Source organism: Micromonospora cremea, from assembly GCF_900143515.1.
Lineage (GTDB): Bacteria > Actinomycetota > Actinomycetes > Mycobacteriales > Micromonosporaceae > Micromonospora > Micromonospora cremea.
Genome location: NZ_FSQT01000002.1, coordinates 1,077,732 through 1,091,188, shown reverse-complemented (window position 1 = coordinate 1,091,188; position 13,457 = coordinate 1,077,732). Strand labels below are relative to the sequence as shown.

Annotated in this window: 10 protein-coding genes and 1 pseudogene; 9 read left to right on the top strand and 2 right to left on the bottom strand. The window is 74.8% G+C overall.

Annotation, left to right across the window (positions count from 1 at the left end):
• The first annotated feature begins 49 nt into the window (after window positions 1-49).
• The 5 genes from BUS84_RS18330 (at window position 50) to BUS84_RS18310 (ending at window position 6,010) form a co-directional block, all read left to right on the top strand.
• Window positions 50-751, top strand: a complete 702-nt coding sequence (locus BUS84_RS18330; RefSeq protein ID WP_074314148.1) for a response regulator transcription factor — start codon at window positions 50-52, stop codon at window positions 749-751.
• A complete protein-coding gene (locus BUS84_RS18325; RefSeq protein WP_074314147.1) occupies window positions 748-2,310 on the top strand; it encodes a sensor histidine kinase in 1,563 nt (520 codons plus the stop codon). The genes BUS84_RS18330 and BUS84_RS18325 overlap by 4 nt, the downstream gene beginning before the upstream one ends.
• Before the next feature lie 63 nt (window positions 2,311-2,373).
• Window positions 2,374-3,954: a trypsin-like peptidase domain-containing protein gene (locus BUS84_RS18320; protein ID WP_074314146.1), complete on the top strand. Its 1,581-nt coding sequence runs from the start codon at window positions 2,374-2,376 to the stop codon at window positions 3,952-3,954.
• Window positions 3,955-4,131: 177 nt separating this feature from the next.
• Window positions 4,132-4,800, top strand: a complete 669-nt coding sequence (locus BUS84_RS18315) for a BON domain-containing protein (protein ID WP_074314145.1) — start codon at window positions 4,132-4,134, stop codon at window positions 4,798-4,800.
• A gap of 157 nt (window positions 4,801-4,957) precedes the next feature.
• Entirely contained in the window at window positions 4,958-6,010 is a 1,053-nt protein-coding gene (locus BUS84_RS18310; RefSeq protein ID WP_244298876.1) for a glycosyltransferase family 4 protein, read from the top strand.
• A gap of 22 nt (window positions 6,011-6,032) precedes the next feature.
• Here BUS84_RS18310 and BUS84_RS18305 read toward each other — a convergent pair whose 3' ends face one another.
• Both BUS84_RS18305 and BUS84_RS40925 read right to left on the bottom strand, forming a co-directional pair.
• On the bottom strand, window positions 6,033-6,941 hold the full coding sequence (locus tag BUS84_RS18305; protein ID WP_342198236.1) for a protein kinase: 909 nt from the start codon (window positions 6,939-6,941) through the stop codon (window positions 6,033-6,035).
• Window positions 6,942-7,026: 85 nt separating this feature from the next.
• Window positions 7,027-7,416: pseudogene (locus BUS84_RS40925) on the bottom strand (protein kinase domain-containing protein); the annotation flags it as partial.
• Between the two features lie 240 nt (window positions 7,417-7,656).
• On the opposite strand from BUS84_RS40925, the gene BUS84_RS18300 reads away from it, so the two are divergent.
• Genes BUS84_RS18300 through BUS84_RS18285 form a run of 4 tightly spaced genes read left to right on the top strand, consistent with a single transcriptional unit; the run spans window position 7,657 to window position 13,424 of the window.
• Window positions 7,657-8,490: a patatin-like phospholipase family protein gene (locus BUS84_RS18300; RefSeq protein WP_074318914.1), complete on the top strand. Its 834-nt coding sequence runs from the start codon at window positions 7,657-7,659 to the stop codon at window positions 8,488-8,490.
• Complete coding sequence (locus BUS84_RS18295) at window positions 8,490-9,506, top strand: 1-acyl-sn-glycerol-3-phosphate acyltransferase (RefSeq protein WP_074314142.1); 1,017 nt, start codon at window positions 8,490-8,492, stop codon at window positions 9,504-9,506. The genes BUS84_RS18300 and BUS84_RS18295 overlap by 1 nt, the downstream gene beginning before the upstream one ends.
• 9 nt (window positions 9,507-9,515) lie before the next feature.
• A complete protein-coding gene (gene cutA, locus BUS84_RS18290; protein WP_074314140.1) occupies window positions 9,516-9,836 on the top strand; it encodes a divalent-cation tolerance protein CutA in 321 nt (106 codons plus the stop codon).
• Between the two features lie 48 nt (window positions 9,837-9,884).
• A complete protein-coding gene (locus BUS84_RS18285; RefSeq protein WP_074314138.1) occupies window positions 9,885-13,424 on the top strand; it encodes an SCO7613 C-terminal domain-containing membrane protein in 3,540 nt (1,179 codons plus the stop codon).
• The last annotated feature ends 33 nt before the right edge of the window (window positions 13,425-13,457 follow it).

Genomic DNA, 13,457 nt, shown 5'->3' with positions numbered 1-13,457 from the left:
TCCAGGAAGCACCCAGCGGCGGCGCAGTGAGGTCACCGATGATGGGCACATGCCCGCTACCCAGACCGAGGCGCGTCTGCTCGTCGTCGAGGACGACCCGAACATCCTCGAACTGCTCTCCGCGAGCCTGCGCTTCGCGGGCTTCGACGTGGCCACCGCCACCAGTGGCAGCGCGGCCCTGAACGCCGCCAAGGACCACCGGCCCGACCTGGTGGTGCTCGACGTGATGCTGCCGGACCTCGACGGCTTCGAGGTCATCCGGATGCTCCGCGAGGGCGGTACGCGTACCCCTGTGGTCTTCCTGACCGCCCGGGACGCCACCGACGACAAGATCCGTGGGCTGACCCTGGGCGGCGACGACTACGTCACCAAGCCGTTCAGCCTGGAGGAGTTGACCGCCCGGATCCGCGCCGTGCTGCGCCGCACCACGACCGGCGAGCAGGCCCCGTCCCGGCTCACCTTCGCCGACCTGGAGCTGGACGAGGAGACCCACGAGGTGCACCGGGCCGGGCAGCGGGTGCAGCTCTCGCCAACCGAGTTCAAGCTGCTGCGCTACCTGATGCTCAACGCCAACCGGGTGCTGTCCAAGGCGCAGATCCTCGACCACGTCTGGAACTACGACTTCCGTGGTGACGACAACATCGTCGAGTCCTACATCTCCTACCTGCGGCGCAAGGTCGACACCAGCCAGCCCCGGCTGATCCACACCCTTCGTGGCGTCGGGTACGTGCTGCGCAAGCCGGCGGCGTGAACGCGGTCCAGCAGGCGAAGGGACGGCTGCGGGGCGTACCACTGCGGATCAAGCTGGTCGCCTCGGTGCTGGCGCTGGTCTCCGGCGCCCTGGTGGTGATCAGTGTCTCGACCGCCTACTTCCTGCACAGTTACCTGGTCGACCAGATCGACCTCGAGCTGCGCGATTCGGCTGACCGGATCCAGTCGATCATGCCGTCGTCGAACCGCGTCTCGCTGCCCAGCGACTACGTGGTCGTGCTGACCAGCCCGACCACCGGCCGCGTCCAGGACTTCGCGTACGACAAGTCCCGCTTCACGGAGAGCGACCTGCCGCCGTGGCCGAGCGACGCGGCCGGGTTCGAAGCGCAGGAGAAGGCCCAGGAGGGTGGCCCGCGCACCGTCCGCGCCCGGGACAGCTCGCTGCGCTGGCGGATGCTCTACACCGAACTGCCCGGCGGCCAGAGGGCGGCGATCGGCGAGCACCTGACCGACGTCGACCTCGCCGTCAAGCGGCTGGCCTGGATCGACCTGCTGGTCGGCGGCGCGGTGCTGATCATGCTCGCCTCGGTCGGCGCGGCGATCGTGCGGACCAGCCTCAAGCCGCTGGTGGAAATCGAACGGACTGCCGCCGCCATCGCCGGCGGTGACCTGACCCGCCGGGTGCCCGACCCGGAGCAGGGACAGGAGCATCCCACCTCCGAGCTGGGCCGGCTCTCCCGCGCGCTCAACGCGATGCTCACCCAGATCGAGGCGGCGTTCACCGCTCGGGCCGCCTCGGAGACCGCGGCGCGCTCCGCCGAGAGCGCCGCCCGGGACGCGGCGTTCGCCGCGCAGGCGTCCGAGGCGCGGGCCCGGCGATCCGAGGAGCGGATGCGGCAGTTCGTCGCGGACGCCTCCCACGAGCTCCGGACCCCGCTGACCACCATTCGTGGCTTCGCCGAGCTGTACCGGCAGGGCGCGGCCCGGGCGCCAGAGCAGACCGCCGGCCTGCTGCGCCGGATCGAGGACGAGGCGGCCCGGATGGGGCTGCTGGTCGAGGACCTGCTGCTGCTCGCCCGGCTGGACCGGGAACGGCCGCTCTCGCTGGCCCCGGTCGAGCTGCCGGTGCTCGCCTCCGACGCGGTGCAGGCCGCCCGGGCGATCGCCCCGGACCGGCGGATCGAGCTGGAGATCGAGCCCGGCTCGGGTCCCCTCGTCGTCTTCGCCGACGACGCGCGGCTGCGTCAGGTGATCGGCAACCTGGTCACCAACGCGCTGACCCACACCCCGCCGGACGCCGAGATCAGCCTGCGGTTGCGCGCCGAGCCGGGGAACCTCGCGGTGGTGGAGGTGGCCGACACCGGTCAGGGGCTCTCCCGGGAGCAGGCGGAACGGGTCTTCGAGCGGTTCTACCGGGCCGACGCGGCGCGGACCCGGCGGGCCGAGGGCAACACCGGCACCGGCCTCGGCCTGGCTATCGTGGCGGCGTTGGTCGCCGCCCACCACGGCACGGTCGAGGTGGTCGAGACCCCGGGCGGTGGCGCAACCTTCCGGGTCCGGCTGCCGCAGGTGCCGCAGGCCGACGACGCGGGCGAATGAGTTTTCAGGCAACTTCCAGGACGGTTCCAGGTTGGTCGCAGTGGCCGGGGAGAAGGTAGTTCCATGACCGAGTTCGAGTCCGACCCGCAGCGCCGGCCGGCACCCACCGACGCCGAGCCGTCGCACCCCACCGCCGAGCTGCCGCGCGACGAGCGCGCGCAGTCCGACTCCCCGACCACCCATGTCCCGGTCGTCTCGACCACCGACGACGCGGCGACCACCGCCGCCAATCCGGCCGTGCCCGCCGAGCCCACGGCGCCCGCCGGGTACGCCGGCCAGCAGGCCAGCGCCCCGCCGGCCGTCGGGCAGCCGACCGGGTACGAGCCTCCCGCTGGCACCCACTCCGCGCCGCCGTACCCGGTCTCCGGCCACCCGGCGCCCGGCCAGCCCGGCTACCCGCAACCGACCGCCGCCCGGTACCCCGGCGCCCCCTGGTACCCCGGCCAGCAGTCCGGCTGGGCCGGCGGGGGCCAGCCGGGCGTGGCGTACCAGCAGCAGCACCCGGGCCACCAGCAGCACCAGCAGCACCCCGGACAGCCGGTTCCCCCGTGGGGCCCGCAGGCCACGCCGCCCGGCACCGGGCCCCGGCCCGGCCGGATCGCCAAGTTCGCCGGCGCCGGCGTCGCCGTGTTCGCCCTCATGCTCGGTTCCGGTGTGGCCGGCGGCGCGCTCGCGCTCGCCCTCGACGGCGACGGTGGCGGGGTCACCCGCACCTACTCCGCGGCCCCGGTGCTCAACAGCGCCGACCTGCCGAAGATCGCCGCCGCCGTGCAGGACAGCGTCGTCTCCATCGCCACCACCAGCGGCGAGGGCTCCGGCGTGGTGCTCAGCGCCGACGGCTACGTGCTCACCAACAACCACGTGGTCGCCTCGGCCGCCGGCGACACCGTGCAGGTCGTCTTCGCCGACGGCAAGAACGCGCAAGCGAAGATCGTCGGTACCGACCCGAAGACCGACCTGGCCGTGGTGAAGGCCAACGGGGTGAGCGGCCTCAAGCCGGCCACCTTCGGCGACAGCGACGCCATGCAGGTCGGCGACCAGGTCCTCGCCCTGGGCAGCCCGCTCGGCCTGCAGGGCTCGGTGACCGCGGGCATCCTCAGCGCCCGGGACCGCACCATCCGGGCCGGCGAGGGCCAGCCGCAGGACCCGAACCAGCAGGGCCAGACGGTCAGCTCGATCTCCGGCCTGCTCCAGACCGATGCCCCGATCAACCCCGGCAACTCCGGTGGCGCCCTGGTCAACACCCGTGGCGAGGTGATCGGCGTCAACACCGCCATCGCCACCTCCGGCCAGAGCACCGGCAACATCGGCGTCGGGTTCGCGATCCCCAGCAACAAGGCCAAGGACGTCGCGGGCAAGCTCCAGCGCGGCGAGAAGGTCAGCCACCCGTCGCTCGGGGTCGGCGTCAACCAGGCCGAGGGCGGCGGCGCCCTGGTCGCGTCGGTCACGCCGGGCAGTGCTGCCGACAAGGCCGGTCTCCAGCGGGGCGACGTGATCACCCGGTTCGGCGACAAGGCCGTCAACGACTCCGACGACCTGGTCGGCGCGGTGCAGGCCGGCAAGGTCGGCGACCGGGTCCAGGTGCAGTTCAAGCGCAACGGCACCGAGAAGACGGCAACCGTGACGCTCACCGAGACGTCCTGACCGGTATCTGAACCTGCCTTCTCCCTCCGGCGGCGGGTGGCGGGGCCAAGGGGGTTGGCTCCGTCACCCGCCGCTCTTTTCCGCCCGACGGCGGTTCACCCGGATCGGGTGAACCGCCGTCACCCGTACGCCAGGCAGGTTCGGCAGGCGAGCCGGCGACGTACGGGGGTGGATGCCATGAGCACGGCGACGGATGTCCGCGACCAGCGGATCCAGCGCGACGTCCTGGCCGAGCTGGCCTGGGATGCGCGGCTGCAACCCAACGAGATCGGCGTGACCGTCGACCAGGGTGTGGTCACCCTGACGGGATTCGTGGACGGGGCTGCCCGCAGTTGGGCGGCGATCCGGTGCGCGCAGCGGGTCCGCGGGGTCCGGGCGGTAGCCGACGAGATCGAGGTGCGGCTGCCGGGCACACCGGGGCGTACCGACGGGGAGATCGCCATCGCCGCCAGCCGGGCGCTGGAGTGGGACAGTTTCGTGCCGGCCGAACGGCTGGACGTGACGGTGGCCAACGGCTGGCTGATGCTCCGCGGTGAGGTCGAGTTCGGGTGGCAGCGCCGCACCGCCGAGGGGGAACTACGCCGGTTGGACGGCGTGCGGGGGATCACCAACCTGGTGGAGGTGCGTCCGCCGGCGCCACCGGCCGGTGAGCGGCTGCGACGGGACGTCCAGCGCGCGCTGCTGCGCACGATCGGCGCGGATCGGGTGACGGTCGAGGTGGACGGCGACACGCTGGTCCTCGCCGGGGTGGTCCGTTCGTGGTGGGAACGCGACCAGGTCGAGCGGGTGGCCTGGTCCGCGCCAGGGGTGCGGGTCGTCCACGATCAGCTCCTGGTCGGCGGGTGATCGTCCGCCTTGTCCGGTTTACCGGCGACGCACGGGGGAAACCGCCGCGGACCATTCCGACCGGCGGCGCCACCGGACCGGGGACCAACGGGGAGGACTCGTGGCCGTGAACCACCCGCCCGCCGCCCGTGCCTCGGACCGGCCGTTGCGCATCGCGATGGTGGTGCCGCCGTGGCTGTCCGTGCCGCCGCCCGGCTACGGCGGCCTGGAGCAGGTGGTCGCGGGGCTGGTGGACGCGCTGACCCGGCACGGGCACGAGGTGACGCTGTTCGGTGCGGGCGGACACCACGGCACCGCCGGCGATTTCGTCTCCACCGTTCCTGAGGTCCAGTACCCGCGACTCGGCGAGTCGTTGCCCGAGCTGGCCCACCTGGCCCGGGTGAATCGGATGATCAACGCAGGCGATTTCGACGTGATCCACGACCACACCACGATCGGCCCTCTCGTGGCCGGTCGCCGGGCCGTGCCGACGGTGGCGACGGTGCACGGCAACCCGGTGGGGGAGTACGGCGACGTGCTCGGCGAGGTCGACCGGGACGTCGGCCTGGTGGCCATCTCGCACGCCCAGCGCCGGCTCAACCCGGTTCTGCCCTGGGCCGGCACCGTGCACAACGCGCTGGACCTGCGCGGGTTTCCGCGCAAGACCGCGCCCGGCCCCGGGCCGGTGCTGTGGCTGGCCCGGTTCAGCCCGGACAAGGGGCCGGACGTCGCCATCCGGGCGTGCCGGGCGGCCGGGCTGCCGCTGCTGCTAGCGGGCAAGTGCAACGAGCCGGCCGAACGCCGGTACTACGAGCAGGTCGTCGCGCCGCTGGTCGGTGACGACGTGACCGTCGTGTTCAACGCCGACCGCGCGGAGACTCTGCGGATGCTGGTCGACGCCCGCTGCCTGATCATGCCAATCCAGTGGGAGGAGCCGTTCGGCATGGTGATGTTGGAGGCGATGGCCACCGGCACTCCGGTGGTCGCATTCGACCGTGGTGCGGTGCCGGAGCTGGTCCGGCCCGGGGTGACCGGTCTGGTCTGCGAGCGGCCGGAGGAGCTACCGGCGGCGTTGCGGGCGGCGAACGGTCTGGACCCGGCGGCCTGCGTGGCGCACGTCGCGGAGAACTTCTCGGTCGAGCGGTTGGCGTACGGCTACGAGGAGGTCTTCCGACGCTTCCTCGCCGGCCGGCACGACGTCCGCGAGTCGGTCCGGGTGGCGGCCCGCTGACCGGTGGCGCCGTGGCCTGGGATCAGACCCGGGCGGCTCCGAGCTCGGCGATGGCGGCGTCCAGCCGCTCCGCGTACGCCGGGCTGATGCCGCCCTCGCCGAGCCGGACCGTGACCTTCTCGCGCAGCCGGGCCACCGGCGGGGCCAGTTCGCTCCGCCCGGCGCCGACCGCGGCGGTCAGGTTGCGCAGCTCGTTGCGCAGGTCGAGGCCGACGTCGGCGCGGATCTCCCCGGCGGTCAACCCGGCGCCGATCAGCGTGTCGACCCGGTTGGCGGCCTCCACCAGCGTGCCCGGCCCGGCGGCGGGCGAGCCGGTGCTCCGCCGTGCCGACGGTGCCGCGGTCGGGCGGGATGGCTCGGTGACCGGCGAACGACTCGCCGCGGTCGGCACCGGACCGGCGGTGGGTTGGGTCCTCGGTGTCGCCCGCTGCTCGGGCAGCAGGGCCGCGACGGTCAGCACCACGCCGACCGCCAGGACGGCCGGAATCAGCAGCAGCGCCGGCCGCCGACGGGACCGGCCCGGCCCGCCATTGTCCGCATCCGGTACGGCTGTTCGGTCGCCCGGTCCCGCCGCCCTTTCCCCGCCGGTCACCGGAACGGGGGCTGCCGGCGGCAGGGTCAGCGTGGGTGCCGGGGTGCTGTCGGTCGGCAGCAGGTGGTCACGCAGCACAGTGGCCACCTGCCGGGCGTTCGGCCGGTCGGCCGGATCCCGGGCCAGGCTGCGCAGGCAGACCTGGGCCACCGCCGGGGGCAGCTCCGGCAGCCCGGCCAGCGTCGGCGGCGGGCCGCCGGCCAGCGCGTCGCTGAGCTGCTCCCAGGTGTCCGCCGGGTAGGGGACCCGGCCGGTCAGCGCCTCGTGCAGCAGCACGCCGAGCGAGTACACGTCGGTCGCGGGTTGGGCGGGGGCGCCGTCGAGCCGTTCCGGAGCCACGTACGCCGGGGTGCCGAACGTGCCGCCGGTCCTCGTCCTCGTCGGGAGCGCCGATCCGGGTGGCGATGCCGAAGTCGAGCACCTTGACGCCCACCCCGGTCATCATCACGTTGGCCGGGGTGATGTCCCGGTGCACGATGCCGAGCCGGTGCGCGGCGGCCAGCGCGTCCGCGACCTGCGCGCCGACCCGGACCGCCTCGGCCCACGGCAGCGGACCCTCGGTGAGCCGTAGCTTCAACTCCTCACCGTCGAGCAGCTCCATCACCACGAAGGAGGTGATGGCGCCGTCCGGGGCGACGGTCTCGCCGTAGTCGTGCACCGAGGTCACGTGCGGGTGCACCAGCTGGGCGGCGGCCTGGGCCTCCTCGCGCACCATGTCCCGGAACCGGGCGCCGGCGGCCAGCGACGGTGCGAGCACCTTGAGCGCGACGACCCGGTCCAGCACCTCGTCCCGGGCGCGCCAGATGACGGACATACCGCCGGCGCCGATCTGGTCGAGAAGCCGGTACCTGCGGGCCAGCAACCGGCCCGGATGCAGTGCTGCCTTCACGGATCGCACCTGCCTCGGGGTGGGAGCGGTATCAGGTTGCGCGAATGTGTCCCGGCTGTCAACGCTCGTCACTGCCTGCCAAGGATCCGCCGCCGGTGGGGTGCACCCACCATCGCGCGGCGGTGGCCGACCGGTCGGCGGCGGGCCCGTGCCAGGATGGGTGGCATGGCGGGGGGACCGGTGGCGTTCGTACTCGGGGGCGGGGGAGTGCTCGGCGCGGTCGAGGTGGGCATGTTGCGTGCCCTGTTCCGCGCCGGGATCCAACCCGACATGGTGCTCGGCACCTCGATCGGCGCGGTCAACGGCGCGCTCGTCGCGGCCGACCCGTCGGAGGCGGTGACCGACCGGCTGGTCCGGCTCTGGGCCTCACCGGAGGCCAGCGAGGTGTACGGCGACTCGGTCGCGCGGCAGCTGCGCCGCTTCGCCGCCCGGACCCACCTGCACTCGCCCCGACCGCTTCGCCGCCTGCTCGAATCCGAGCTGGGGGTGGACACCACCTTCGCCGACCTGCGGGTGCCGTTCCGCTGCTGTGCCGCGCACATCGAGCGGGCCGCCGAGCACTGGTTCGACAGCGGCCCCGTGGTGCCCGCAGTGCTGGCGTCGGCCTCGGTGCCGGGCCTGCTCCCGCCCACCGAGATCGACGGTGCGCACTATGTGGACGGTGGCATCGTCAACTCCATCCCGATCGGCGAGGCGGTGGCGGTGGGTGCTACCCAAATCTTCGTCCTCCAGGTGGGTCGGATCGAACGGGAGCTGACGCCGCCCCGGCGGCCGTGGGAGATCGCGCAGGTCGCGTTCGAGATCTCCCGCCGGCACCGGTTCTTCCGGGAGTTGGCCGCGCTGCCCGAGGGGGTGGAGGTGCACGTCCTGCCGACCGGAGGGCTGAATCCGCGCGACGACACCCCGTGGGCGTACCGCGACATGGCCGCGGTGGGGAGGCGCATCAGCCGCGCGTACACCGCCTCCCGGCGCTACCTCGCGACCCACGTGGAGCGCTGATGCCGCTGCCACCCAGGTGGCTGCGCCGGTTGCTGCTCGCCCCCGGCGTGGTGCTGCTCGCGGTCACCGTGGTGACCACCCTGCCGGTCTGGGCGCTGCTCGCCGCGGCCGCCTCCCCACTGGTCCCGGGCCGGTTGCGCCCGCTGCGGCTGTTCTGGATCGGCTGCGTCTACCTGGTCTGGGACGCCCTCGCGCTGCTCGCGCTCTTCGTGCTCTGGGTCGCCTCCGGCTTCGGCTGGCGGAGCCGGTCGCCGGCCTTCCAGCGCGCGCACTACCTGCTGGCCGGCTGGTTCCTGCGGGTGCTGTTCTGGCAGGCACGCTGGACGCTGCGGCTGCGCATCGACGTGGTGGGCACCGACCCGGACACCGCGCTGCCCGGCCGGCCCGAGTTGGTGCTCTGCCGGCACGCCGGGCCGGGAGACTCGTTCATCCTGATCCACGGGCTGGTCAACTGGTTCAAGCGGGAGCCCCGGATCGTGCTCAAGGACAGCCTCCAGTGGGACCCGGCGATCGACGTGCTGCTCAACCGGCTGCCCAACCGGTTCATCGCGCCGACGCCGGAGCGCGGCGAGGAGACGGTACGCCAGGTCGGGCACCTGGCCACCGGGCTGGACGACAACGACGCGTTCGTGATCTTCCCGGAGGGCGGCAACTTCACCCCCAAGCGTCGGCTGCGTGCCATCGCCCGGCTGCGCTCGCTCGGGCTGGAGCGGATGGCGCTACGCGCGGAGCGGATGCGGCACGTGCTCGCCCCGCAGCCCGGCGGGATGCTCGCCGCGCTGGACGCCGCCCCGGACGCCGGGGTCATCTTCGTCGCCCACACCGGGCTGGACCGGATGCTCACCGTCGCCGACGTGTGGCGGGAACTGCCGATGGACAAGCGGATCGTGATGCGGTTCTGGTCGGTGCCGCCGGAGGAGGTACCGACCGGGCGGCAGGAACGCATCGACTGGCTCTACGACTGGTGGGCGAAGATCGACGCCTGGATCGCGGCCAATCGGGACGGCGCCGCGTAGGGTGCGGTCGTGGATCAGATCTGCGTGGTGACGACGGTGGTGGATGCCCGTTCGGTCGCCGACGTGCTGGCGGCCGCGGCCGTCGCCGGACGGCTCGCCGCCTGCGCTCAGGTCGGCGGTCAGGTGGACAGCACCTACTGGTGGCGGTCCGGAGTGGAGACCAGCACCGAGTGGTCGGTGCATTTCAAGACCGCACCCGACCGGCTCTCCGCGCTCGTGGAGCAGATCCGGGCCAGCCACCCGTACGAGGTTCCGGAGATTCTGGTGTCCAGGGTGGAGAGCGGCGGCCCCAACTACGCCACCTGGGTGCACGAGCACACCCGCCCCTGAGTACGCGCACTCTGGGCCGCGCCCCGCTGGGGCTTCCAGAATGACCGCGTGGACGACACCGGCTATCCCTGCCCCGCCTGCGGCGCCCCGGCCGACCTGAGCGCCGGTTGCGGCGGCTGCCGCCGTCCGCCTGACCCGATCGCTGCCGAGGTGGTCCGGCTGGGCCGGGAGGTCGCGCGGCTCGGACCGGAGGTGGAACGGGCCTGCCGGACGTACGCCGAGCTGGCCGGGCGGCTGGCGGCCAGTTCCCGGCGGCGGGACGAGTTGGCCGCGGTCGTTCGCGCCGGGTTGGCGGCGTCCGTCACGGCGCGCCCGGCGTCGTTCACCGGAACGCCCAGCGGCTCGGGGGTGGTCGACGGGCCGGGAATGCCGGCCGCTGCGGGGGCCTCGGCGCCGGGCGCGGCGGAGACGTCGACCCGGACGGTTCAGGGCCTGCTCTTCGTCCTCGGTGGACTGCTGCTGGGCACCGCGGCGGTGGTCTTCACCGCGGTGGCCTGGGCGGCGGTGGGGGTCGGTGGACGGGCGCTGATCCTGGCGGCGGTCACCGCGCTCGCCCTGGCCGTCCCGTTGCTGGCGGTCCGCCGGGGGTTGCGTGGCACGGCGGAGACGTTCGCCGCGGTGGGGCTGCTGCTGGTGGTGCTGGACGGCTACGCGGCCTGGTCGGTGGACCTGGCTGGTGTGGCCGGCTGGCCGGGCAGCAGGTACGCCGCGCTGGTCGGGGGGGCCAGCGCGGCGGTCGCCACGGCGTACGCCCGGTGGAGCCGGTTGACCGGGCCCTGGTTCGCCGCGCTGCTGGCCGCCCAGCCGGTGCTGCCGATGCTCGCCGTGGAGGCGCGGCCGGGTGCGGGTGGCTGGGCGCTGGTCCTGCTCGGGGTGGCGCTGCTGGACCTGGCCGTGCTGGCCGGGCTGAAAAACGGGAGAGGGCGCCCCAATCTGGCCGGCCGGGTGCTGGCCGGGGTCGGGCACGTCGCCGCGTTGGTCGGTGCCGCTGGGTGCGCCCTGGTGCCCCTGCTGCTCGGCCGGGCGGCCGATTCACCGCTGCTGGCCGGGGTGCCGCTGGTGCTGGTCGCGCTGACCGGGCTCGGCGCGGCCGGGCTGGTCGGGGGACGCGTGCTGCGGGCGGTGGCCGCCGGCTTGCTGGTGCCGGTGCTCGCTGTCGCGCTGCTGCGCCCGATGGCCGAGCTGCGGCCGTCGTTGCTGCTGCTCGCGGCGGCCACGGTGGCCCTCGGGCTGGCCGGCGCGATAGGGCTGCTGCCGGTCGGCTGGCGGACCGGCCCACGCGCCGGGGCGCTGTTGATCGCGGCCGGCACGGTGCAGATCGCGGTGCTGATCACCGGCGGGCTGGCGGTCGCCGCCGCCGGCCGGTCGCTGCCGCCGTGGCAGGGTGCCGGGACGGGGTCGGAGCTGGACTGGGGCTGGCAGGTGGCACCCGCTCTGGTGTTGGCGCTCGGCGCGACGGCCCTGCTGCTGCCCCGGGGCGCGCGGGTGCCGTTCGCCACGGCCGGCGCGGTGGCCGTGCTGCTCGCCCTGCCCGCCGGCTGGACGGCCGCCTGGCCGGCCGTGGTGGCCGTGGACCTGGTCGGCGGGGCTGTGCTGCTGCTCGCGGTGCTGGCCCGACCGGCCCTTCGGCCGACCACGCTGCTCACCGGGGCGCTCGGCGGCGCCGTCCTGCTCGGGCACGGCCTGCTGGTGGCCCTGGCCGCTCCGGCCGGTGCCCTGGTGGCGCTCGGGACGATCACCGTGCTCGGCCTGGCGCTCGCCGTGCGCCGGGCCGCCGGGTCGTACCGGCGGGTGGCCGGCACGGGTCTGCTGGTCGCGCAGGTCGCGCTGCCCGGGGTCGCCGCGCTGGCGCTGTTCACCGCGGGCGCGCCGCCCTGGTGGCAGGCACGGGCCGCGCTGGCCGCCGCCGCGCTGCCGCTGGTCGCGCTGCTCGCGACGCGTCGCCACCGGGTGGAGCTGACCGGGTACGCGGTGAGCGGCGCCGTTGTCGCGGTGAGCGTGCCCGGCCTGGCGCCGCTGGTCGTGGCGGGTAACGAGCCGCTCGCGCCGTACGCCGCGCTGGCGGCGCTGGGCGTCGCGCTCGTCGCCCGGTGGGACCTGCCGGGGACCGGCGATCAACCGGACGGATCGCGGGAGCAGGTCACCACGGCGGTGCCGACAGCCGGCGACCACGAGCCGGCCGGGTCGAGCAGTCCGGCGGGGTCGCCGGTGACCGGTCGGGAGGCTCTGCTGGCGGTGGCCGGCGTCGTGCTGACGGCGGTCGCGGTGCTGGCCGCGCTACCGGCGCTGCTGACCGCGCTCACCGCGCCGTACGGCAGCCGGGGTCCGGTCTGGTCGGGAGTTCCCACGGTCGTCGCCGACCCGACGGCGCTGCCCGCCGGGCTGGCGCTGGTCGTGCTGGCGGTGGCCGCCGTGCTGGCGGCTCGGGGGGTCCGCCCGCCGCTGCTGCGCGCGCTGCCGTTCGGCGCGGCCGCGCTGCCGGTGCTGCTCGTCGCGGTCGGCGCGCCCTGGCCGGTGCTGCCGGCCGCCGTCCTGCTCGCCGGGGTTGCCGCGCTGCTGCTCGCCGCTCTGGCCGTGCCCCGCCCGGCTCTCGCGTCGATCGCCGTGCCGGTGGGGGTGGTGCTGGCCGCCGCCGGCGTGGTGGGGCTGCTGGCCACCCGGGCCGGCACCCTCGCCGCCGAGAGCGTCGTGCTGGTGGCGGCGGTGGTCGTCGCCGTCGGAGCGCGGAACGCCGAGGTGCGTGTCACCGGTTGCCTCGCCGCGGTAGGGGCGGCGTCGGCGCTGGCGGTGACCGCCCCGCTCGCCGGAGGGCTGCCGCTCCGGGCGGCGGCGTACCCGCTGTTGGCGGTGGCCGCGCTGGTCCTGGCGATCGCCGCCGCGACCAGCCCACCCGAGGCGACCCGCGGGAGTTCGTCGGCGCGAGTCCTGGTCGGGCGGGTGCTGGACGCTGCCGCGCAGGCGGTGGCGCTGGTGGCGGTAGTGCTCGCCGTCGAGGTGGCGCGGCACATCGCGACCGTCTGCGTGCTCTGGGGTGTCGCCGTCGCGCTGCGGCTGCTGCGCCGGGGTGAGCCGGTCGCCCGGCGGTGGTCGTTCGCCGCCATCGCCGGCGGCAGCGAGCTGCTCGGGGCGTGGGTGCTGCTGGCAGCCGGCGGGGTGACCGTGCTGGAGGCGTACACCCTGCCGGCTGCGGCGCTCGCCCTCGGCGCGGGGCTGCTGGCACTGCGCACCCGGCCCGGTCTGACCAGCTGGCCCGCGCTCGGTCCGGGGCTGGTCGCGGCGTTGCTGCCGAGCCTGGTGTCGGTGCTGGCCGGGCCGGACCCGCAGCCGTGGCGGCGGCTGCTTCTCGGCGCGGCGGCGCTGGGCGCGGTGCTGGCCGGCGCCACCCGCCGCTGGCAGGCCCCGGTGCTGCTCGGCGGCGGCGTGCTGGCGGTGCTGGCGCTGCACGAGTTGGCCCGTGGCTGGGACCTGCTGCCCCGGTGGATCTACCTGGGCGCCGGCGGGCTGGCGTTGATCGGGCTCGCCGCGAGCTACGAGCGGCGACGGCGTGATCTGGCCCGGCTGCGCGACGTGGTGGCCCGGCTGGGCTGAGGAAATCTGGCGGGAGGGTAGGGCCCGCCCTAC

Coding starts and splice junctions, on each gene's coding strand:
- BUS84_RS18330 (WP_074314148.1), top strand. CDS start 50: ATGCCCGCTACCCAGACCGAGGCGCGTCTGCTCGTCGTCGAGGACGAC.
- BUS84_RS18320 (WP_074314146.1), top strand. CDS start 2,374: ATGACCGAGTTCGAGTCCGACCCGCAGCGCCGGCCGGCACCCACCGAC.
- BUS84_RS18315 (WP_074314145.1), top strand. CDS start 4,132: ATGAGCACGGCGACGGATGTCCGCGACCAGCGGATCCAGCGCGACGTC.
- BUS84_RS18310 (WP_244298876.1), top strand. CDS start 4,958: ATGGTGGTGCCGCCGTGGCTGTCCGTGCCGCCGCCCGGCTACGGCGGC.
- BUS84_RS18300 (WP_074318914.1), top strand. CDS start 7,657: ATGGCGGGGGGACCGGTGGCGTTCGTACTCGGGGGCGGGGGAGTGCTC.
- BUS84_RS18295 (WP_074314142.1), top strand. CDS start 8,490: ATGCCGCTGCCACCCAGGTGGCTGCGCCGGTTGCTGCTCGCCCCCGGC.